Source organism: Tsukamurella sp. M9C, from assembly GCF_020169415.1.
Lineage (GTDB): Bacteria > Actinomycetota > Actinomycetes > Mycobacteriales > Mycobacteriaceae > Tsukamurella.
In genome coordinates, this window is the sequence record NZ_JAIULG010000045.1 from 1 (window position 1) to 20,525 (window position 20,525).

Here is a 20,525-nt window from a genome sequence, read left to right on the forward strand (position 1 = left end):
GCGTTTCGGGGCGCGGAGCCTCGGGACGCGGTGCCGTCGCGGGGCGCGGGGCCGCGGCGCGGGGGCCGGTGTGGCCCTCGGTGCGCTGGGTCGCGGGACGGGGCGCGACGGGGAACTGTCCGGTCGGCGGCGCCACCGGCAGCTGCCCCGTCGGCGGCGCGGCGGGCGCCGGCGTCTCCTGCTCGACCCGCTCCTCGGCCGGCGTCGAGGCGGCCGCCGCGGTGGTCGTGGCTGCCGCCGCGCTCGCCGCTCTCGCGGCCGCGGCGCGGCGCTCGCGGACCCGGATCTCCGACGGGTCGGCGTCGGGATGGCTCTGCGTGTAGCGCTTCGCGGCCTCGGCGCTCACGGCGACCCGCTTCGGCTTCGCGAGCAGCGTCGCGATGGCGGTGGTCAGCGGCACGGACAGGGCCAGGCCGATGCCGCCGACGAAGGCGCGGACCAGCTCGATCGCCACCGAGTCCGACGTGAGCACCTGGCCCAGCGGCCGGCCCGCGATGGAGAACAGCAGCAGTAGCGGCAGCGCCGTGCCGACGTACGCGAAGACGAGGGTGTAGACCGTCGACGCGATGTGGTCGCGGCCCACGCGCATCGCGGAGAGGAAGGTGCGTCGACGCGAGGACTTCGGGGAGAGCTTCGCCAGTTCGAAGGTCGCCGACGACTGCGTGATCGTCACGTCGTTGAGCACGCCCAGCGCGCCGATGACGAAGCCCGCGAGCAGCACGCCGGACGTCGAGACGGTCGAGGCGTAGGCCTGCAGGTTCGTGGTGTCCTCGCTGCTCAATCCCGTGACCTGGGTGGTGGCCGTCGCGAGCCAGGCCAGCACGCCGCACACCGCGAGCGAACAGAGCGTGCCCAACAACGCCGCCGACGTCCGCAGCGAGACGCCGTGCGCGAGGTACAGCACCAGGTACAGGATCACCGCCGACGCGACCAGCGCCACCCAGACGGCCGAGTGCCCGTCGAGGATCGACGGCAGCGCGAAGAAGACGATCACCACGCCCGAGAGCGCCAGCCCCAGCAGCGCCCGCAGGCCGCGCCACTGGGCCACCGCGATCACCACGGCCGCGAAGACCAGGCCCCACACCCACAGCGAGACGCCGCGCGCGTAGTCGTAGAAGGCGTAATTCGACGGCGAGCCGGCCACGCCGCCGCCGTTCCAGCTCATCATGATCTTGGTGCCGGGCGCGAGGTCGGGCTGGCCGGTGCCGGGCGTCGCCGGACGGGACAGGTCGATGCCCGACGGTGCCGCGTCCGGCGAGGCCTTCCCGGGCACCGCGGAGACGTTCATCCGCTGCGTGCCGATGGAGAACATCGTCCACTTGCCGGCGTCGGGGCCGCTGGTGATCTTGACGGAGCTGTTGAGGCAGCCACCGTCGGGGTTGAGGACCGGGTGGCGCTCCGCGTCGCTGAGCTGCCCGTTCCCGGACGGGGAGAAGTCGCAGTCGCCGACGAGCTGCTCGGAGACCTCGCCCTTGGCCAGCGTCGGCGACTGTGGCCCCGAGGGCACGCTCACGCGGATCTGGGACGGCCAGAGCAGGATCACGCCGGCCACGACGAGGACGCCGATCACGGCGAGGAGGCCGACCACGACCCGGGACGCCCATCTCCCGAGGGAGATGTTGGTCAGCGAGTGGCTGTGCACGTGCGCTGCGGGGTCGTCGTGCAGGTCGTGGTCGTGGTCGGCTGTCACGCCGACACCCTACTTCTGCTTGTAGGAACTCAGGAAGTTGCCGAAACGATCGAGGGCCTCGGCGAGGTCGCGCGCCCAGGGCAGGGTGACGACGCGGAGGTGGTCGGGCGTGGCCCAGTTGAAGCCGGTGCCCTGCACCAGGAGGATCTTCTCCTGGTTGAGCAGGTCCAGCACCATCTGCTCGTCGTCGCGGATCTCGTGCACGTTCGGGTCCAGCTTGGGGAAGGCGTACAGCGCGCCCTGGGGCTTGACGCAGCTCACCCCGTCGATGGCGTTGAGCTTCTCGTAGGCCACGTCGCGCTGCTCCAGCAGCCGCCCGCCGGGCAGGATCAGGTCGTTGATCGACTGGTAGCCGCCGAGCGCCACCTGGATCGCGTGCTGCGCGGGGACGTTGGGGCACAGGCGCGTCGACGCCAGCAGCGTCAGGCCCTCGATGAAGCCGGAGGCGTGGTCCTTCGGCCCGGTGAGCACCATCCAGCCCGCGCGGTAGCCGCACACGCGGTACGCCTTGGACAGGCCGTTGAACGTGCAGACGAGCAGATCCGGCGCGAGCTCGGCGATGGAGATGTGCTTCGCGTCGTCGTAGAGGATGCGGTCGTAGATCTCGTCGGCCAGCACGAGGAGCGAGTGCTTGCGCGCCACCTCGACGATCTGCTGCAGCGTCTCGCGCGAGTAGACGGCGCCCGTCGGGTTGTTCGGGTTGATCACGACGATCGCCTTGGTGCGCGGTGTGATCTTCGCCTCGATGTCCTCGACGGACGGGTTCCAGCCGTTGTCCTCGTCGCACAGGTAGTGCACCGGGGTTCCGCCGGAGAGTGACGTCATGGCGGTCCACAGGGGGTAGTCGGGCGCGGGGATGAGCACCTCGTCGCCGTTGTTCAGCAGCGCCTGCAGCGTCATCGTGATCAGCTCGGAGACCCCGTTGCCGAGGTAGACGTCGCCGATATCGAAGTACGGGAAGTCCTGGACCTCCTCGTAGCGGGTCACCACGGCCCGTCGCGCGGAGGCGATGCCCTGGGACTCGCTGTAGCCCTGCGAGGTGGGCAGCGCGTGGATCATGTCGCGGACGATGGAGTCCGGCGCCTCGAAGCCGAACGTCGCCGGGTTGCCGATGTTCAGCTTGAGGATGCGGTGCCCCTGCGCCTCGAGCCGAGCCGCCTGTGCCACCACGGGTCCACGGATCTCGTACAGCACGTTCTGCAGCTTGGCGGACTGCTCGAGCGGCTTGAGTTCGGTGCGGATGTGGGGCACATGCGGTCGGCTCATGGGCTATATCGTCGCAGGCTGCAGCAAATCCTTTTCCTCCACCTCGCCCTTGTCCGACGGTGCGCCGCCCTGCGCCCGGTGCTTCGCGGCGCCGATCACGAGCAGGGCGTAGCCCACGACGATCCAGGCGCCCAGCACCGCGAAGGCCGCGCCGGCCCCGGCGCCGACGAGGGAACCGTCGGCGAAGAAGGCCGCGCTGCGCAGCGCGGTGCCCGTCGCGCCGATCGGCAGGCTCTGGCCGAGGACCGCCCAGACGTGCGGCAGGAACTCCGGCGGCATGGCGATGCCGGCCAGCGGCATCCCGACCAGCATGAACAGCAGTGCGGCGGGGCCGATGCCCTTCGTGCCGAGCAGGGAGACCAGCCCTGCCACCGTCGCGCCGATGGCGAGCATGCCCGCGCTCATCGCGAGCCACTGGCCCCAGAAGCCGCCGGGCAGCACGCCGATCCACATGGCCGCGCCCACGGCGGCGGCGCCGATGACCGCCGCGCCCACGGGCAGGGCCGCGGCGACGATCTTCGGATGGCCGCCGATCATCACCGTGGCCAGCGCCAGCACCATCCCCGAGAGGAAGACCGGCATCACGATCGAACCGAAGCCGGCGCCGCGCGGGTCGTCGGCGGAGAGCGGAGCCACCTCGACGGTCTGCACCTTCTGGCCCTGGGCCAGGGCCGTCGCCATCTGGGTGATCATCGGCGCGACGGCGGGCGAGGCGCCGCTCGCGACGACGGCCTTGGTCTGCGACCCCGGGGCGGCAGGGCTCGCGGGCACGATGCCGCCGTAGACCTCGCGGTCCTTCGCGGCCTGCACCAGCGCGGCCTCGGATTCGTAGGCGTGCACGGCGAAGCCGCCGGGCTGCTGCGCGTCGAGCCGCTGCTCGACCTGCTGCGCCGCGCTCGCCGGGCCGACGACGCCGATCGGCAGGTCGTGCGGCTTGCCGTGCGAGGCGGGGCCGGTGAACAGCAGGACGATCAGCGGGATGGCGATCGCCAGCCCGGCGAAGACCGCCGCGAGCTGAGCGTGGGACTTGCTCATGGTGGAGCACCTCCAAGTAATTCAACGTGTGATGAATCTGAGAGTACGACTGCGGCGACACGGAAGTCAACAGGCGTTGAAATCCTGTTAGGATCGGCGCATGGCCACAGGGAGACGGGCGGGCGTCAGTACCGCGAAGGCGGACATCCTCGAGGCGGCACGTGAGCTCTTCGCCGAGGTGGGTTACGACCGCGCCACGATCCGCGCCATCGCCGCCCGCGCGGGCGTCGACGTGGCGCTGGTCTCGTACTACTACGGCAACAAGAAGGGCCTGTTCCGGGGCGTGATGAGCATGCCCGTCGACCCGGAGGAGATCTTCACCGCCGCGCTCGACGGCCCGCGCGAGGGCGTGGGGGAGCGGCTCGTGCGGGCCGCGCTCACGGTCTGGGAGGGGCAGGAGACCTCCGACGCCTTCCGGGCGCTGCTGCGCGCCGCGGTGAACGCCGACGAGGGCGCGTCCAACACCTTCGGCGAGTTCCTGTCGTCGGTGATGATCCCGACGCTGACCAGGCACTCGGGGATCTCGATCGAGACGGCGCGGGTGGTCGCCAGCACGATGTTCGGGCTGGCCTTCATGCGGTACCTGATCGCAGCGCCGCTGTTCGCCGAGCCCTCGGCCGACGAACTGGTGGCGACCTACGGCGCCGCGATCCAGCGCATCGTCGACGGCGACGCGGGCTGACGCGTCCCGAAACCCGCAGAATTCGGGCCGACGATCGAAATACGTCGCCCCGAGCCGGGAATCGGCCGGTTCCTAGAGCCGGTCGCCCGGCGCGGGCAGGATCTCGGTCGGCTCGATGACCTCGGGTGCCGCTGGTGCCGATCCCGGGGCAGCGGATGCCGGGGCGGGAGCTGCGGGCGGAGTCTGCGGGTCCTCGTCGTCGCCGAGGTTGTGGAAGGCGCGGCCCAGCTCCTCGGAGACGTTGATGATCCGCGCCTTCTTGATCTCCGGCTTGTCGATCTCCTCGGCGACGTACTGCGCGATGAACCGCCGGATCTCCGAGTCGACGCTGGCGACGACGCGCACGATGGAGCCGCGGATGGTGCGCGACTCGACGTCGACCCACACGTCCTTGGGCTTCGGCGGGTCGACCTCGATGCGCAGCTCCAGCGGCGCCGCGGCGCGCACCGTGAGCGGGAGCGTGATGAGGCCGGCCACGTCGTAGCGGATCCGGTCGACCTTGAGGTCGATCAGCAGGCCGATGCGCAGCGGGATCTTCACCGTGAAGGTGATGAGCTCGCCCACCTGGCGCGTGAGCTGCGGCTCGTCGATCTCCACCTGCGCCCACACCTTGGCCATCCCACCGGGGCCCGACGGAATCGGGCCCACGGTGAAATCGCCGCCGGCGATGTCGGCGAACGCGGAGCCCACGCGCTCCTCGTTCACGGCGATCTCGAAGAACCGCCGCCCGAACTCCTCGTAAGTCACGTACTCAGGCACGCGTACATCCTGCCGCAGAAGCGATAGCCAGTCGGGGAGCTTCGATCACTTCCGTCCACCGGGGCGCTTCGCGCCCGCCGCGATCCCGAAGCCCTTGGCCTTCGACTCACCCTCCGTGGTCACCGTGCGGTCGCTCGCGCCCGACGGTGCCTTCGGCTGGTCAGCGTCGGTTTCCGGGGCCGACGGTGCCGCCTCCGGAGCGGCCGCGGGGGCCTCTGCCGGGGCGTCGGCCGCGGGTGCGGGTGTGACCGGCGTCTCAGCGGCCGCCGGTGCCGAATCCGTCACAGGCGCTGGTTTCGGCGCGCCCGGCTTCTTCGCGCCGGGGCGCTTGGCGCCCGCCGCGATGCCGAAGCCGGCCGACTTGGACTCGCCCGCCGTGGTCAGCGTGCGGTCCTCGGCCGGGGCCGACGGTGCAGCCGGAGCCGCGGCAGCCGGTGCGGCCGGAGCCGCGGCAGCCTCGGTCGCGGGTGCCTCGGCCGCGGGGGCGGCGTCGGCGGCGGGAGCCGCTGCGGGCTTGGGTGCGCCCGGCTTCTTCGGTCCACCGGGGCGCTTGCCGCCGCCGGCGAGGCCGAGGCCCACCGTCGGCTTCGCGTCCTTCTTCTCCGCGGGCGCCGCCGGTGCGGCGGTCGCGGCGGCCGCCGGAACAGCGGCCGGGGCCGCGGCAGGCGCCTCGGCGAGGGCGGTGGCACCGTCGGACACCTTGCGGTTCGGGTTGCCGACGACGATGCCCTCGGGCAGGCCCCGTCGGACGGACTCGAGGAGCATCTGCGCGACGTCGACGACCTCGGGGGCCGGGGCGTCGGACTCCGCGGTCTGCGCGGTCACGCCGTCGGAGAGCATCACGCGGCAGAACGGGCAGCCGGTGGCGATCTTCTTCGGCGTGGCCTCGGGCGACGACGACAGGGTGTTCAGGGCCTCGTCGACGCGGTCGATGTTGATGCGCTTGCCGAGCTGCTCCTCCATCCACATGCGCGCGCCGCCGGCGCCACAGCACATGGACCGCTCGAGGTGCCGCGGCATCTCCTTGAGCGTGGCGCCCGAGGCGCCGATCAGCTCGCGCGGGGCCTCGTAGACCTGGTTGTGGCGGCCGAGGTAGCAGGGGTCGTGGTAGGTCACGTCCTCCGACGGGGGCGCGACGGGCACGAGCCGCTTCTCGCGGACCAGCTTGTTGAGCAGCTGCGTGTGGTGGACGACCTCGTAGTCGCCGCCGACCTGCGGGTACTCGTTGCCGAGCGCGTTGAAGCAGTGGGCGCAGGTCACGACGATCTTGCGCTGCTTGGCGGGCAGGCCGTCGAAGACCTCGTCGAGCTGCTCGATGTTCTGCTGGGCGAGCATCTGGAACAGGAACTCGTTGCCCGCGCGGCGGGCGGAGTCGCCGGTACAGGTCTCGCCCTGGCCCAGGACCAGGAAGTTCACGGCGGCCACGTCGAGGAGCTCGGCGACGGCCTTGGTGGTCTTCTTGGCGCGATCCTCGAAGGCGCCGGCGCAGCCGACCCAGAAGAGGTACTCGAAGCCGTCGAAGGACTCGACGTCCTGGCCGTAGACCGGGATGTCGATGTCCATCTCGTCGATCCAGGCGGTGCGCTGGCTGACGTTCTGGCCCCAGGGGTTGCCCTTGTTCTCGAGGTTCTTGAACAGGCCGGCCAGCTCGTGCGGGAACTCGGACTCGATGAGCACCTGGTAGCGGCGCATGTCGACGATGTGGTCGACGTGCTCGATGTCGACGGGGCACTGCTCGACGCACGCACCACAGGTGGTGCAGGACCAGAGGACCTCGGGGTCGATGACGCCGCCCAGGGCGCCGTCCTCGCCCGCGGGCCCGACCAGGGCGCGCTCGGCCTCGGCGCGGGCGTCGGCGGGGATCTTCTCCAGCTTGGCCTCGTCCGGGTTGCCCTCGGCGTCGACCAGGCCGGTCTGCTCGCCCGACGGGTCCGTCCGGCCGCCGGCCAGCAGGTACGGCGCCTTGGCGTAGCCGTGGTCGCGCAGGCCCATGATGAGCAGCTTCGGGCTCAGCGGCTTACCGGTGTTCCACGCGGGGCACTGGCTCTGGCAGCGACCGCACTCGGTGCAGGTGGTGAAGTCCAGCCAGCCCTTCCAGGAGAAGTCCTCGATCTTGCCGGCGCCGAGGTTGTCGACGTCGGGATCGGTGTTCTCCATGGTCAGGACCTTGCCGTTGGAGACCATCGGCTTGGCGGCGCCCAGCGCGCGGCGGCTTCCCAGCTCGCGCTTGAAGTAGATGTTGAAGAAGGCCGAGAACCGGTGCCACGCGACGCCCCAGGTGAGGTTGCTGCCCACCAGGACGAGGAACATGACGCCCGACATCAGCTTGACGAAGGCGAAGACGGTGATCAGCGTCGGGCTCGCGGGGAGCAACTCGGCGACGTGGCGGGTGAAGAAGTCGGTCACGGGATCCGACTCGCCGTACGTGGCGATCTTGCTCGCCTTCACCAGGATCATGCCGACGCCCTCGGACAGGACGATGGCCTCGATCGTGTACGCGGGCAGGAACTTGCTGCCGGAGAAGCGCGAGAACAGTGCAGGGTTGCGCGGGTGCTTGACCTGGCGCACCACGATGAGCACGAGGATGCCGAGGAACGTCGCGATACCCAGTACCTCGTCGAGGAGGTGGTACACCGGCCACGAGCCGACGACGGGCCAGTGGAAGGCCGGGTCGAAGGTCTGCGGCAGGGCCTCGAACCAGAACACCATGCCGGCGAGGAAGCCGACCATGACGAACCAGTGGGCGATGCCCACCGTGCGGTTCTTGATCATCTTGGTGTGGGCGAGGAACTCGACCACGACCTCGGCGGCGCGAGGGATGAAGGGGAGCCAGCGGTCCTTGGCGGACTGTCCCTGGGCGATGATCCGCACCATGCGGAACGCGCCGCGGAAGAAGATCGCCCAGGCGACGACGAACGCGACTGCGCCGATCGTGCCGAGGGTGATGTTCAGCGGGGTGATGTCGGACTCGGCGGCGGCCACATATGTCTGGTCCACGTCGTGCACCTTTCTGCCTCGCGGGCTGGGTAACCACCGATATTACTCGTCAGTAACATAGGTGTGAAACCACTGCGTCTGGCTTAACGGTAGAACGCGGATATATGTCGTCCCGCGCGAAGGTTCACCTAACTCGCTGCTCGGTAAGGTGTGCTCATGAGTTCAGCCGTCCGCGTGCGCCGAAATCCCGTCGCACGTGCACGTTCGGTGGTGACCGGCCTCACAGGTGCGGGGCCGTTGTACGCGCCGGAATCGGCGCCGCCCGCGCCCGTAGCGATCGCCTTCGGGGCGTCGGCGCGGGGCGGCCGCCCGGGCTCCTTCGTCGAGGGCCGGTTGGAGGCGTCGCTGCAGCTCCTACGGCTGGGGAAGGTTGAGAAGATCCTGGTCTCGGGCAACGCCGGCGGCACCTCCGGCGACGAGATCGCCGTCATGACGGGGTGGCTCCGCGACCGGGGCGTGCCGGAGTCGGCCCTGCTCACCGACGGTGCCGGGCTCGACACCTATCTCGCGTGCCGTCGCGCGCGCGACGAGTTCGGGGTCGAACGGGTCCTGCTCGTCTCCCAGTTCTTCCATGCCCGACGGGCCGCCGCCCTCGCCCGCCATCTCGGCCTCGACGCCGACGCCGTCCGCGCTTCCTGCGGGTGCACGCGTCGCGCGTGGGTCCGCAACCTCGCCCGCGAGTACGTCCTGTCGCGCCCCAAGGCGGCGTTGGACATCGCGCGCGGGCGCTGATTACTGAACTTTAAGTTTGTTTGGGTACATTCAAGGTGTGTATCGAGTCCTGCAGCGGGTAGCGCTGGGAGGCGCGCTGGTCCTGCTCCTCGTCATCGCGGTCCTCATCGCCAACGACGACCGGGTCGAGGTGGGGCGCCTGTCGACCGAGATCTGCGGCACGTACCTCGACGGAGGCAACTACTTCTCGATCTTCGTGACCGACGTGGCCTGGTTGATGGGGTGCGTCCTCCTTGCGCTCGGGGCGTGGGCCGCGCTGTTCTGGGCGGACTTCGCGCGGCGCGCTCGCAGGTACCGTCTCGCGTTCCTGGCGTGCGGTGCTGCCGTAGGTCTCGTCGTCGCGATCTTCGTCGGCTCCGAATTCTTCGTCTCCACGTATCGGGACGCCTTCCTCGGCTGGTGTCCGGCGTGACCGCGCCGGATAGCGGCGGCGACGGCTACACGAGCGGTCGCACGATCCTGCGGAACGCCGTACAGATCGGCATGGGCGTAGCGGTGGTCCTCGGTGGGGCAGCGGGCGGCGCCCTCGTCTACGAGGAGTCCCGTCGCGCACGCCTGCTCGGACTCGCCCTGATCGTCCTTCTCCTCGTGATCCTCGGGTTGATGCAGTGGTGGAGCGCGTCCTCGTTCGACGCCTCCTGCGGCGGTGAGGGCCACGCTCGCAGTCGTAGTCTCGCGGTGTGAGCGGAAGTGGCGCGCGGTCGATTCCGCCCGCGGGTCGCTCCCAGGCCGCTCGACGAACGCCGAGGCGATGCGTGTCACGCATGCCCTCCGGGGAAGAGGAACGGTCCGTTCGGTCGATGCTTCCGGATGCCTGAGGCCGCTCCGACGGCACCGACCTCAGGGCTGCGTGTCGATCCACTCCAGGTAGGCGCTGCCGGCGACCGGCTGGGATCGGTAGCTGCCGAGGTAGGTGTACGCGCCCACGTAGCCGCGGCCGTGCCCGTACCGGAGCTCGCTGTCGACGGATCCGTCGATCGTGAGGACCTCGTCCTCGCCGTCCCGGACGGTCCACTTCAGCAGGACGGGCACCGTCATCGCGCGGCCCCGGTCGTCGACGACCCGGCGCGACTCGATCACGTCCATCAGGACGTCGTCGTAGACCTCGGCCGGTTCGCCGAGGCGCCGGACGTGCGCGAGCCGGCACGCGATGTGGCCGCGCGCGCGGACGTCGGTGAGGAGGATCTGGGTGGTGGGGTCGATGTCGATGATCTGGTAGGTGAAGAAGTCGATCGGCAGCTTGAGCGCCGTGGGCATCGCGCGGCGGGTGAGCGCCTGGTGGCTGCGGATGCGGGCGTACTCGAACGTGCCGACGCCTTCGACGGGATCGCCGTCGACGGTGCCGGTGTACGGCGCGGTCAGGCTGAGGTGGTCGTAGATCGGGGTCTTGACGAAGTACGAGACCTGGTCGGAGACCTCGAGTTCCAGGTCGACGTCGAAGCCCGGGTAGCGGCCGCGCACCGTGACGCGGGGCAGGTCCACGTCGATGGCGAGCTCGTCGCCCCAGCGCAGCTCGGATCCGTCTGCGGCGAAACGGCATTCGCGCGACGCGTCGTAGGCGCGGTAGAAGTGCTGGTCGGCGTAGGCGGTGGAGGAGAGCACCGTCGTCGTGTTCCGTGCATCCGCGGCCGAGAGATGATCCTGGTCGAAGAGCTCCGCGCCCGCCGCGCCGATCAGCGTCATGGTGTTCACGTAGCGGTAGGGCTCCGGCAGGTCGGGAACGAAGACGCCGTAGTGCGTGGTGGCCCAGACCTTCGACGTGGCGTGCGGCCGCAGGATCTCCGGCTGGTCGAAGGGTCGGCGGGAGGCCTCGATCCGTCGGTCCAGCAGGGGGAGCGCCCCGTCGACGACGGCGCGGGACAGCAGGGTGGAAATCATGTGGCTCACGGGTTCTCCGTATCGGGGGAGGGGGACGGCGCGGGGATCGCCCAGGCCGCGAGGATGCGGGTCGCGCTCGCCGAGACCTCGGCGGCGGACAGTTCGGGGTTCAGGCGCCACCACTGCATGACGCCGGAGATCATGGATTCCCAGACGATGACGGCCGCGGCCTGGTCACGCGGATCGGTGAGTCCTGCGGCGCGCACCACGCCGGCGACGGCGGAGGAGGACTGCTCCCGCAGGCGGTGTCGCTGTCCGCGCGCCACGACCCGGCCGTCCCCGTCGGGCACCGACCGGTCGTAGAGCAGCGCCCAGTACCCGATGCGGCCCTCCAGGGAGGTGACGATGCCGGTCAGTACCCGGACGGCGGCGCGATTGAACAACGAACCGGGCAGGGGATCGGGGTCCGGCTGGGCGAAGGCATCGCGCACCGCGTCGAAGACGAGGGGCCCGGCCTTCTGCACGCACGCGATGTACAGCTTCTCCTTGGAGCCGAAGTAGGCCAGCACCAGGGCCTTCGACACCCCGGCGCGTTCGGCGACGGCCGTCACCTGGGCCCCGGCGTAGCCGTGGGCGCCGAACTCGGCCGCGGCGGCTTCGAGGATCTCCGCGGCCCGCACCTCGCGCGGCACGCCGCGGGTGCCGGACCGCGGACGCGTCGCCTCCCGCGTCACCGTGGCACCCCGTTCACGCCGTCCATCTTCGGGATCGCTCACCGGACGGTCAAGCTCGCGCCGTCGTGGCGGACGTCGTCGGGGGCGTCCCACGGCGCCGGGTGGAGGGTGTATTCGGCGGGGTCGAACCGGTCGGTCCGGTGCCGGTACTCGCGAACCGTACCGGGCCAGTTCGACACGACGCGGCCCGATTCGGTGACGTACCAGCTGTCGCACCGGGACCAGACGCCGTTCGCGAGCCGCGCCTGCAGGGCCTCGTCGTACGCGGCCTCGACCTCGGGCAGGACCTCGGCGGCGGCACCGTCGGGAATCGCGGCGAGGGCCTGCCGGATGTAGCGCGCCTGGCACTCGAGCATCGCGACGATCGACCCCGACCCGAGGTTGGTGTTGGGTCCGTACATGAGGAACATGTTGGGGAAGCCGGGGACCGCGATGCCCAGGTGGGCGCGCGGCCCGTCGGCCCAGGCGGCGCTGAGTTCGGCGCCGTCCCTTCCCCGGATCGAGACGTGGTCGAGGAAGGTGCCCGCGGCGAAGCCGGTGCCGTGGACGATGACGTCGGTCTCGCGTCGCACCTCGTCGGCCGTGGTGATCGACGTGGCTCCCACCCGCGCGATGCGATCGGTGACCAGCTCCACGTTCGGCCGGCGCAGCGCCGGGATGTAGCGGTTGGAGAACAGGACCCGCTTGCAGCCGAGCGGGTGCTCGGGCCGGATGGTGCGGTACAGCTCGGCGTCACCGGCCTGCGCCCGCATGAAGGCCAGGCACGCGAGTTCGAGGGCGCGGGCCACCGGCGGCGCGTAATGCAGTGCGGCCGTGAAGCCCTCGGTCACCCCCTGCCACAGGAGGCGTTGGGCGCGGAGGGTGACGGGCGCGCGGCGGGCGAGGATCGCGTGCGCCCGGGTGAGCCGGGAGTCGGGGCGCGGCAGGATGTGCGGCGCGGACCGCTGGTAGACGGTGACCGACCGCGCGACCCGCGCGATCTCGGGCACGATCTGGATACTGCTCGCGCCGGTACCGATCACCGCGATCTTCTTGCCGGCGAGGTCGATCGACTCGTCCCACTGCGCGGAATGGAAGGCGGCGCCGGTGAATCCGTCGTGCCCGGGCAGGTCCGCGAGAATCGGGGTGGAGAGCTGCCCGACGGCCGGCACCAGGAAATCGGCGTCGAGCTCGGCGACGACGTCCCGATCCTCGCCGTCGTCGAGGCGCACCGTCCAGCGGTGGGCGTCGTCGTCGAAGCGCGCCTCGCGGACCGTCACGCCGAACCGGATGCGCTCGTACAGGCCGTATTTGTCGGCGTTGTCGCGGAGGTATCCGAGGATCTCCGCCTGCGGGGCGTAGCGCCGGCTCCAGCGCGGGTTGGGGGAGTACGAGAGCGAGTAGTAGGCCGACGGGACGTCGCACGCGGCGCCCGGGTAGGCGTTCTCGCGCCAGACGCCTCCCACGTCGGGGCCGCGCTCGAGGACGGTCACGTCGTGGCCGCCGCGGAGCAGTTCGATCGCGGCGGCGATGCCCGAGAAGCCGGCTCCGATGACGATGACTGAGGCCATGTCCCGTTCCCTTCTAGATATGACTACCAAGTCATATAAACACGGATTGACTCGCCGGTCAATTACCCGTGTTGCGCGGCTAACGTCGTTCGCTTAGGGTCGGGCTAACGCTGTTAGCCTAGGAGGAATCATGAAGTGGATCCTGTCGATCGCGGCGGCGATCGCACTGGTGGCGGGCGCGGCGGTGGTGCTCCACCGGGAGCGGACGGTCGAGCGGTCCATCGAGATCGCCGCGCCGCCGGCCGAGGTGTGGCGCGTCCTCGTCGACTTCGCGGCCTACCCGCAGTGGAACCCGTTCGTGATCCGCGCCGCCGCGCCCGACGGCCTGGAAGTGGGGCGCGACCTCGACGTGCGGATCAGCAACGGCGGCTCCGAGACGGGCTTCCGGCCCGCGGTGCTGGCCGTGGAGCCGGACCGCGAGCTGCGGTGGCGGGGCCGCGTGCTGCTCCCCGGCGTCCTCGACGGTGAGCACTCGTTCCGCTTGGAGGCCACGGCGCAGGGGATGCGGTTCACGCAGGGGGAGCGGTTCCGGGGAGTCCTCGTGCCGGTGGCCGGCTCGTCGATCGACGTGGCGGGCGGCTTCGACGCGATGAACGCCGCGCTGCGCGACCGCGTCCTGGCTACGATCGCCCGGTGATTCCCGACGAGCTGGCGCCCCTGCGCACGGCGTCCCCGCGTGCGCGCCAGATCGTGGAGACCGCCCGCGCGCTCCTCGAGCGCGACGGGTGGGAACGCGTCACGATGCGCGACCTCGCCGACGAGGTCGGCATCCGCGCACCGTCGCTGTACAAGCACTTCGCGAGCAAGGACGCGGTGAAGTCCGCGCTGGTCGGGGTGGCGCTCGCCGAGTCCGGCGCGGCGCTGCGGCCCGTCACCGACGTGGCGACGCTGCTGCGGGACTACCGAGCAGTGGCCCGGAACAACCCGAACCTGTACCGCCTCGCCACCGTCGGGCCGCTCGACCGGGAGGCACTGCCGGACGGTCTCGAGGAATGGTCGGGCAGCCCGTTCTACGAGGTCACCGGCGATCCGCACGCCGCGCAGGCGCTCTGGGCGGCCGCGCACGGCCTCGCGATCCTGGAGATCGACGGGCGGTTCCCCACCGGCTCCGCGCCCGACGAGACCTGGGACGAGCTGGCCCGCCGCTTCGCGTGAAACATCGACGTCACCGAGGCGGTTTCGCGTGCGAAGACGGGCCCTGGGCGCGAAAAGACGTCGAAGTTTCACCGCGGCCGCGCGTAGGGTGAGGTCCATGAACCGAGGAGGAGTGTCCGGCGCCCTGCGCCACGGCAGATGATCCCGCCCCGCAGCCGATCCACAGGACCGGCTGCGAAGCCCTGCCCACACACTCCCACTCCCCGGCATTCGCGCCCGGGAGCAACAGAACGGTTCACTCATGGATCCCGTATCCCAGCAGCAGGTCGTCGACGCCTTCCGCGGCGCCACCAAGAGCGAGGTCAAGCGGGTCGCGTTCCCGTCGAACTTCGACGAATTCGACTTCGCCGCCCTCGAATTCGTCGGCTGGCGCGACAAGAAGATCCCGCGTCGCGCCTACGTCAGCGTGCCCACCGACGACGGGCTGGTCACCCTCCTGCTCACCCAGGCCGACGCCAAGCCCTCGGCGAAGGCCATGTGCACCTGGTGCCGCGACGTCAACATTTCGAGCCAGGCGGTCCTGTACTCGGTGCGACGGGGCGGATCGGCCGGCCGCAAGGGCGACACCCTCGGCGTCCTCGTGTGCGAGGACTTCCGTTGTGCCGCCAACGCGCGCAAGCTGCCGCCCGCCTTCCACAAGGGCACCGACGTCGAGCAGATCCGCGAGCAGAACCTCGCCGACCTGCGGCGCCGGGTGACCGGCTTCGTCGCCGAAGTGCTCAGTACCGAGGACTGATCACCGGTACTTCGGCTTGCTGTAGTTCGGGTTGTTCCCGGTGGGGATCGCGATGTTGATCGGCCGGAAGCCGCCCAGGTAGACCAGCTCGAACGTGTTCGCGATCTGGTCCATCTGGTGATAAAGCTCGGGCGGGAGGGCGGCCTGCGTGAGTCCGCCCTCCCGGATCGCGACGTAGGTGGGCCACGCCACCGTGAGCAGGCCCTGGTACAGCGGCTGCGGGGGCAGCTGCATCCAGTCGGTCAGCTTGTCGCCGAGGGAGTAGCGGGTGAAGGCCTCGATGGCGGGGCGCGAGACGATCCGCGCGTCGAGGTCACGCCCCAGGTCCACGAGCATGTTCGCTATCTTGACCCCCTCGGGGGTCGGACCCATGATCGTGTCGAGGTCCTTCTGCGCTTGTCGCTCGGCCTGGTCCCAGCTCGACGGGATGTACTCGTCGCGAATGCCCAGCATATGCCCGTTGACCTGCCACGAGTGCAGCAGCCCGTCGACCTCGTCCTGCGGCAGGTGGACGCCCCAGTTCCGCATGATGCGCATGCCCATGGTGGCGAGCGTGTGCCAGGTGACCATCATGTCGGCCTGGGAGATGGGCTTGGGCTGGTCGGCGACCTTCTTCCAGTGCGGCGACTGCGGGAGGAGGTGCCGGACGGCGCCGTGCGTGAGGCGGACCTTCACCGCGGTGGTGGCGGCGCGGCCGCTGGGGCCGTACGCGCCGACGGCGATCTGGTCGTACACCAGGCGGTAGGTCTTGGCGATGCGGTCCTTCATGTCGGCGCCGCCCGCGGACCAGTACACGGCCCGCGACTCGCGGGGGATGACGGACATCATGATGCCGCCGCAGAGCCCGATGATCGTGGAGAGGTAGAAACTGCGGGTGGTGTAGAACTTGTCGGCGCCCTTCATCAGGCGCGGGTCGAGCCACTCGGGGAGCTTCCGGGCCTCCTCGATGAAGTCCCGCACGTCCGACGGTAGGCCGGCCGGCAGCGGCTGGGAGTTCGTCTCCCACTGGGCGAGGGCGCGGTTGGTCCGCTCGACGTCGCCGCGTTCGAGCACCGACTTCATGAGCGCGTCGCACTCCGGGTCCCACGTCGTGGCGGAGTCGGGGGTGGCCGCTGTGCGCACGCCGGGATCGGCCGAGGCGAGCCCCGTGCCCAGCGTCCCTGCGAGTGCGGCCACTCCGGCGCCCGCCGCGCCCACGCCGGCGGCGCGGAGCGCGTCCCGCCTGGTGATGCCGTCCTGTACCGCGGTCCTGTCCACGCCACTCCCTCTCGCCTGTGATCTCGGCGAAGGGTAGCGAGTGAAGTATTGCTATTGCAACATGAAGCTGTCAGTCCTTGGCCTGGGGCAGCTTCGCGCCCTTGGGCGAGACCCGCCCGGCCGACGGTGGCGGCACCATCGGGCCCACGTCGCCGTCCGGTGCCGCGTCGAGGTCGAGCATGACGGGCGCGTGGTCCGACGGGCCCTTGCCCTTGCGCGCCTGCCGGTCGATCCAGGCCGCGGCGGTGCGGTCGGCGACCTCGCCGCTGGCAAGGATGAGGTCAATGCGCATGCCGAGGTTCTTGTTGAACATGCCGGCGCGGTAGTCCCAGTACGAGAACACCTGCTCGTCCGGCCAGTGATCGCGCACCACGTCGCGCAGGCCGGCGTCCGCGAGTGCCGCCAGGGCGGCGCGTTCGGGCGCCGTCACGTGGGTGTGGCCGGCGAAGGCGGCCGGATCGAAGACGTCGGCATCGGTGGGCGCGATGTTCATGTCGCCGCAGACCAGCTGGGGGACGGTATCGGCCTTCACCTGCGCGACGAGGGCGGCGAGCCACTCGAGCTTGTACGCGTAGTGGTCGGAATCGATCTCGCGGCCGTTCGGTGTGTACAGCGAGTGCACCCGGATCCCGTCGCAGACGCCCGAGATCGCACGCCCCTCGACGATCCCGTCGAACGCGGGCCCATCGGGGATTCCGACGATCACGTCCTCCAGGCCCACCTTGGACAGCAGTGCCGAGCCGTTCCACTGCGGCTGCCCCGCGGTGGCGAACTCGTAGCCGCGTTCCTCGAGATCGGGGCCGATGAGGGTGGCGAAGGCGTCGTCGGTCATCTTGAGTTCCTGTAGGCAGACGACGTCCGGCCGACGCGAGTCCAGCCACTCCAGCAGCCTGCCGTGCCGCTGCTTGACCGAGTTCACATTCCACGTGGCGACGCGCATGCCCCCACCGTAGCGGGGTGCCCTGACAGCCCCGGCGGGGCGGTCGGGAGACTGGAGGCATGGATTCCGCCGAACGATACGGTCGCGCCGCTGTCGCGGCCTCCGCGGTCGTGATCCGCGACTACTCCACCTCGTTCTCGTTGGCCGCCCGCCTGATGCCGCATCGCGTCCGCGACCACATCACGTCGATCTACGGGCTGGTGCGGGTCGCGGACGAGATCGTCGACGGTGCCTGCCCCACAGATCCACGGGCTCATCTCGACGCGCTCGAGGAGGCCGTGGAGCGCGCGATCGCAGAGGGGTTCAGCGCGAACCTCGTGGTGCACGCCTTCGCGGGTACCGCCCGCGCGACGGGCTTCGGGACGGAGTTGACCAGGCCCTTCTTCGCCTCCATGCGCGCCGACCTCACCCCCGCCCCGCACACCGCCGCCTCGCTCGCCGAGTACATCCACGGCTCCGCCGAGGTCGTCGGGCTCATGTGCCTGCGGGCCTATTTGGTGGGGGTCGCACCGTCGGACTACGACAGGCTGGCGCCCGACGCCGCGCGCCTCGGCGCGGCGTTCCAGAAGGTCAACTTCCTCCGCGACCTCACCGACGACGAGCTCCGCCTCGGCCGGGCCTACCTGCCCGAGCTCACGCAGCGCGCCTACGACGAGGCCCTCGACGACGCCGTCGCCGACCTCGCCGCCGGGCGTGCCGGCATCGCGCGGCTCCCGCGGGACGTGCAGCGCGGCGTCCGCGTGGCCGCGGACCTCTACGGCGAGCTTCTGGTCCGTCTCCGGGTCGCCGGGCTCGACGGTGCGCGATCCGGCCGCGTCCGCGTCCCCGCCGCGCGGAAGGCGGCGGTGATCGCCCGCTCGCTCTCCTCCTCGCGTTGATGCGGTAGTCGTTCTGAATGGCTATGCGCCTGCCGCATACCCGCGAAACGCCTGCTCAAGACGTGTCTCCGGCCGCGTGGCTATGCAGTATCCGCATTGCCTCCCCGCCGACGGTGTTGTTCGCAGTGGCGCCGACTGTTATGCCTAGACACAAATTCGACCTAGGTAGGTGCTGGCATGGAGGCCCCGCGCGGAAGGGGCTATCAGCTCCAGGCGCCGGCCGCACCGATTCGGCCGCCTGCGTGAGGAGTGGCGCGAGTTCACTGCGGCGGCCGCCGCGCTCGGGGCCGCGCCCGCGCGCTGAGTCGTCGCGATCCGGCTTCCCGCTGACGTTTCCGCTTCTTCATAGCGTTGCAACGGTATGAGCAAGCGGAAGCGGGCTGAGGACCGCGGTCCGGTGTGAGTGCCGTGCCCGCTCCGCGGGCGCACGCACCAATACTGCTGAGGCACTACGAGAACGGAGGGTATGCGTTGGACGCATACCCTCCGTGAACGACTACCACCCCGGCGGTGGCGCCGATGATCTACTGCGACGCGGCCTGTGGCAGCTCCGCCACCGGATTCCGCTGCAGGAACGACGTGATCAGCGCGGCGAACTCGCGCGTGCACTCGAGCTGCGGCATGTGGCCGACCCCGGGAATCAGATGCGCCTCGGCGTGCGGGATGAGCCTCCGCGCGGCCTCGAGATGCGCGGGCGGAAGCACCTTGTCGCGCGCGCCCCACAGCACCATCGTGGGTCGCGGGGTCCGAGCGATGGTCCGGTGCAGCTCGTCGCGCCAGTCCTGGCGCACGCCGCCGAGCACTGAGCCGAGCTCGTCCGCGGTCTTCCACGCGGTGAGGCCGGCGTCGGTCTCCCGGGCGATGGCCATCGCGTGGTCGATACGCGCGCGGGTGGCGTAGGACTTGTCGGCGAAGATCAACCGCTCCTGGATGATCGCACCGGGGCGGCTCGGCGTGGTCGCGATCAGCTTGCCCAGCACGGGAACCCCGAGCAGGCGCAGCAGCGGCGTCACCTCCTTGCCGAAGCCGGCGGGATCCACGAGTGTCATCGACGCGACCAGCTCCGGGTGCCGGGCGAGCAGCGTCATCGTCACCGCGCCGCCCAGCGAATTGCCCGCGACGTGCACCGGTCCCGAGACGTTCAGCGCAGCCAGGGTCTCCGCGACCCCGTCGGCGAGCGCGGCGAGGCCGGCACCGTCGGGATGAGGAGCGGACCAGCCGTACCCGGCGAGGTCGGGCGCGATGAGCCGGTACTCTCCCTCGAGCGCCTCGAAGGTCGGGCCCCAGTCCTCCAGGCTGCGCGTGATGCCGTGCAGCAGAACCAGAGTGGGCAGCGATGCGTCGCCCGACTCGCGGACCCGCACCCAGCGGCCGCGGACGGGGATGCTGCGGATCACCGGTTCGCCTCGACCCACTCGAAGGTCGCATCGGCCAGCGGGCCGGGGTTCTGCGCGACCACCCAGTGCCCGCCGGGCACCGAGACGTGCCGCGACTTCGGCGACTTCTCCAGGCCTGCCAGCTGCAGCGGCGGCGTGACGAACAGGTCGCCCTCGGGCGTGACCACCTGCACGGGCACCGACGTCGTGGCGTCCGCCGGCTTGAGGAACGGCGCGGGCATGTTGGCGCGGTACAGGTTCAGTCCGTTGGTGAAGTCGCGGTCGGTGCGCGTGTAGCCCTCGGCGACCTTCCCGCCCGTGCCGCGCTTCTCCAGCGTCTCGATCAGCTTCTGGCCCCAGCCGCGCTTGTACAGCGAATCCGCCAGTCCCGGAACGAGGAAGAACGGGATGTACGTCGAGCCCGCCGCCTGGCGCAGCCGCGCCGGCAGCTCCTTCGCGCTGCGCACGCCCTGCAGGTACTCGCCCGCGTGGTTCAGGTTCGGCCCCGACACCGAGGTGTACGAGGCGGTCTTGTCCGCGACCGCGGGGTCGACCACGGCGTGCCAGCCCTGGATCGAGCCCCAGTCGTGGCCGAGGAGGTGCACCTTCGAGCGGTCGCCGCTGACCTCGCGCACCGCGTCGATCACCCGCGAGATGTCGGAGATGAGGCGGTCGAACCGGTACCCGGCCTTGCCGGCCGGCGCCTCGGAGTCGCCCGCGCCGCGCACGTCGTAGGTGTAGACGTTCGCGCGACCGTCGAGGGCCGCCGCGACGCCGTCCCACACGTGGTGGTTGTCGGGGTAGCCGTGGATCGCGAGCACCGTCGGGCGCGCGGCGTCGTGGGTGCCGTAGCGGAAGCCCGCCAGGGTGAGGCCGTCGGACGTGGTCACGTCGAAGCGGTGCTGATCGGTCATGGTGTG

At 70.7% G+C, this 20,525-nt stretch carries 19 protein-coding genes and 1 pseudogene; 8 read left to right on the top strand and 12 right to left on the bottom strand.

Going from position 1 to position 20,525, the window contains the following annotated elements; genetic code table 11:
- From LB823_RS18300 to LB823_RS18310, 3 genes are all read right to left on the bottom strand, one after another.
- The coding region (locus tag LB823_RS18300; RefSeq protein ID WP_224649804.1) for a YibE/F family protein at positions 1-1,690 on the bottom strand (1,690 nt) is incomplete at its 3' end.
- A gap of 9 nt (positions 1,691-1,699) precedes the next feature.
- On the bottom strand, positions 1,700-2,956 hold the full coding sequence (locus LB823_RS18305) for a pyridoxal phosphate-dependent aminotransferase (RefSeq protein WP_224649806.1): 1,257 nt from the start codon (positions 2,954-2,956) through the stop codon (positions 1,700-1,702).
- 3 nt (positions 2,957-2,959) lie between these two features.
- Positions 2,960-3,991 (bottom strand): ABC transporter permease, encoded by a 1,032-nt coding sequence (locus LB823_RS18310; RefSeq protein ID WP_224649809.1) that lies wholly within the window; start codon positions 3,989-3,991, stop codon positions 2,960-2,962.
- Positions 3,992-4,091: 100 nt separating this feature from the next.
- On the opposite strand from LB823_RS18310, the gene LB823_RS18315 reads away from it, so the two are divergent.
- Positions 4,092-4,673, top strand: a complete 582-nt coding sequence (locus tag LB823_RS18315) for a TetR family transcriptional regulator (RefSeq protein ID WP_224649812.1) — start codon at positions 4,092-4,094, stop codon at positions 4,671-4,673.
- Between the two features lie 204 nt (positions 4,674-4,877).
- Here the strand turns inward: LB823_RS18315 and LB823_RS18320 are convergent.
- Positions 4,878-5,432 (bottom strand): annotated as a pseudogene (locus LB823_RS18320) (hypothetical protein); the annotation flags it as partial.
- Positions 5,433-5,477: 45 nt separating this feature from the next.
- Positions 5,478-8,393: a (Fe-S)-binding protein gene (locus tag LB823_RS18325; RefSeq protein WP_374201351.1), complete on the bottom strand. Its 2,916-nt coding sequence runs from the start codon at positions 8,391-8,393 to the stop codon at positions 5,478-5,480.
- Positions 8,394-8,585: 192 nt separating this feature from the next.
- Here LB823_RS18325 and LB823_RS18330 point away from each other — a divergent pair, with 192 nt between their 5' ends.
- Genes LB823_RS18330 through LB823_RS18340 form a run of 3 tightly spaced genes read left to right on the top strand, consistent with a single transcriptional unit; the run spans position 8,586 to position 9,845 of the window.
- A complete protein-coding gene (locus LB823_RS18330; RefSeq protein WP_224649818.1) occupies positions 8,586-9,161 on the top strand; it encodes a vancomycin high temperature exclusion protein in 576 nt (191 codons plus the stop codon).
- Positions 9,162-9,198: 37 nt separating this feature from the next.
- Positions 9,199-9,573 carry a hypothetical protein gene (locus LB823_RS18335; protein WP_224649820.1) on the top strand — a complete coding sequence of 125 codons (375 nt, stop codon included), beginning with the start codon at positions 9,199-9,201 and terminating at the stop codon, positions 9,571-9,573.
- Positions 9,570-9,845, top strand: coding sequence for a hypothetical protein (locus LB823_RS18340; RefSeq protein WP_224649822.1), 276 nt, complete (start codon positions 9,570-9,572; stop codon positions 9,843-9,845). Before LB823_RS18335 ends, LB823_RS18340 begins: the two co-directional genes overlap by 4 nt.
- A 156-nt stretch (positions 9,846-10,001) precedes the next feature.
- On the opposite strand, the gene LB823_RS18345 is transcribed toward LB823_RS18340, so the two are convergent.
- From LB823_RS18345 to LB823_RS18355, 3 genes are all read right to left on the bottom strand, one after another.
- The gene (locus LB823_RS18345; protein WP_224649873.1) at positions 10,002-11,039 is read right to left on the bottom strand and encodes a DUF6670 family protein; all 1,038 of its coding nucleotides are present in this window, start codon (positions 11,037-11,039) and stop codon (positions 10,002-10,004) included.
- 5 nt (positions 11,040-11,044) lie between these two features.
- A complete protein-coding gene (locus LB823_RS18350; RefSeq protein WP_308011469.1) occupies positions 11,045-11,671 on the bottom strand; it encodes a TetR/AcrR family transcriptional regulator in 627 nt (208 codons plus the stop codon).
- Between the two features lie 80 nt (positions 11,672-11,751).
- Positions 11,752-13,263, bottom strand: a complete 1,512-nt coding sequence (locus LB823_RS18355) for an NAD(P)/FAD-dependent oxidoreductase (RefSeq protein WP_224649826.1) — start codon at positions 13,261-13,263, stop codon at positions 11,752-11,754.
- A 130-nt stretch (positions 13,264-13,393) separates the two neighbouring features.
- Between LB823_RS18355 and LB823_RS18360 the strand changes: the two genes are divergently transcribed.
- From LB823_RS18360 to LB823_RS18370, 3 genes are all read left to right on the top strand, one after another.
- Complete coding sequence (locus LB823_RS18360; protein ID WP_224649828.1) at positions 13,394-13,900, top strand: SRPBCC domain-containing protein; 507 nt, start codon at positions 13,394-13,396, stop codon at positions 13,898-13,900.
- On the top strand, positions 13,897-14,418 hold the full coding sequence (locus tag LB823_RS18365) for a TetR/AcrR family transcriptional regulator (RefSeq protein WP_224649830.1): 522 nt from the start codon (positions 13,897-13,899) through the stop codon (positions 14,416-14,418). The genes LB823_RS18360 and LB823_RS18365 overlap by 4 nt, the downstream gene beginning before the upstream one ends.
- A 241-nt stretch (positions 14,419-14,659) precedes the next feature.
- Entirely contained in the window at positions 14,660-15,154 is a 495-nt protein-coding gene (locus tag LB823_RS18370) for an FBP domain-containing protein (RefSeq protein ID WP_224649832.1), read from the top strand.
- On the opposite strand, the gene LB823_RS18375 is transcribed toward LB823_RS18370, so the two are convergent.
- Entirely contained in the window at positions 15,155-16,411 is a 1,257-nt protein-coding gene (locus LB823_RS18375; RefSeq protein WP_224649834.1) for an oxygenase MpaB family protein, read from the bottom strand.
- A gap of 70 nt (positions 16,412-16,481) precedes the next feature.
- Positions 16,482-17,351 (bottom strand): exodeoxyribonuclease III, encoded by an 870-nt coding sequence (locus LB823_RS18380; protein WP_224649836.1) that lies wholly within the window; start codon positions 17,349-17,351, stop codon positions 16,482-16,484.
- A 59-nt stretch (positions 17,352-17,410) separates the two neighbouring features.
- Here LB823_RS18380 and LB823_RS18385 point away from each other — a divergent pair, with 59 nt between their 5' ends.
- Positions 17,411-18,229, top strand: coding sequence for a squalene/phytoene synthase family protein (locus LB823_RS18385; RefSeq protein WP_224649838.1), 819 nt, complete (start codon positions 17,411-17,413; stop codon positions 18,227-18,229).
- Positions 18,230-18,753: 524 nt separating this feature from the next.
- Here LB823_RS18385 and LB823_RS18390 read toward each other — a convergent pair.
- Together LB823_RS18390 and LB823_RS18395 are read right to left on the bottom strand one after the other, a co-directional pair.
- Complete coding sequence (locus LB823_RS18390) at positions 18,754-19,626, bottom strand: alpha/beta fold hydrolase (protein ID WP_224649840.1); 873 nt, start codon at positions 19,624-19,626, stop codon at positions 18,754-18,756.
- The gene (locus tag LB823_RS18395; RefSeq protein ID WP_224649842.1) at positions 19,623-20,519 is read right to left on the bottom strand and encodes an alpha/beta fold hydrolase; all 897 of its coding nucleotides are present in this window, start codon (positions 20,517-20,519) and stop codon (positions 19,623-19,625) included. Before LB823_RS18395 ends, LB823_RS18390 begins: the two co-directional genes overlap by 4 nt.
- Between the last annotated feature and the right edge of the window lie 6 nt (positions 20,520-20,525).

Bases quoted from the DNA above. Each gene is read 5' to 3' on its own strand.
- LB823_RS18305 (WP_224649806.1), bottom strand. From the start codon at position 2,956: ATGAGCCGACCGCATGTGCCCCACATCCGCACCGAACTCAAGCCGCTC.
- LB823_RS18310 (WP_224649809.1), bottom strand. From the start codon at position 3,991: ATGAGCAAGTCCCACGCTCAGCTCGCGGCGGTCTTCGCCGGGCTGGCG.
- LB823_RS18315 (WP_224649812.1), top strand. From the start codon at position 4,092: ATGGCCACAGGGAGACGGGCGGGCGTCAGTACCGCGAAGGCGGACATC.
- LB823_RS18330 (WP_224649818.1), top strand. From the start codon at position 8,586: ATGAGTTCAGCCGTCCGCGTGCGCCGAAATCCCGTCGCACGTGCACGT.
- LB823_RS18345 (WP_224649873.1), bottom strand. From the start codon at position 11,039: ATGATTTCCACCCTGCTGTCCCGCGCCGTCGTCGACGGGGCGCTCCCC.
- LB823_RS18355 (WP_224649826.1), bottom strand. From the start codon at position 13,263: ATGGCCTCAGTCATCGTCATCGGAGCCGGCTTCTCGGGCATCGCCGCC.
- LB823_RS18360 (WP_224649828.1), top strand. From the start codon at position 13,394: ATGAAGTGGATCCTGTCGATCGCGGCGGCGATCGCACTGGTGGCGGGC.
- LB823_RS18370 (WP_224649832.1), top strand. From the start codon at position 14,660: ATGGATCCCGTATCCCAGCAGCAGGTCGTCGACGCCTTCCGCGGCGCC.
- LB823_RS18380 (WP_224649836.1), bottom strand. From the start codon at position 17,351: ATGCGCGTCGCCACGTGGAATGTGAACTCGGTCAAGCAGCGGCACGGC.
- LB823_RS18385 (WP_224649838.1), top strand. From the start codon at position 17,411: ATGGATTCCGCCGAACGATACGGTCGCGCCGCTGTCGCGGCCTCCGCG.
- LB823_RS18395 (WP_224649842.1), bottom strand. From the start codon at position 20,519: ATGACCGATCAGCACCGCTTCGACGTGACCACGTCCGACGGCCTCACC.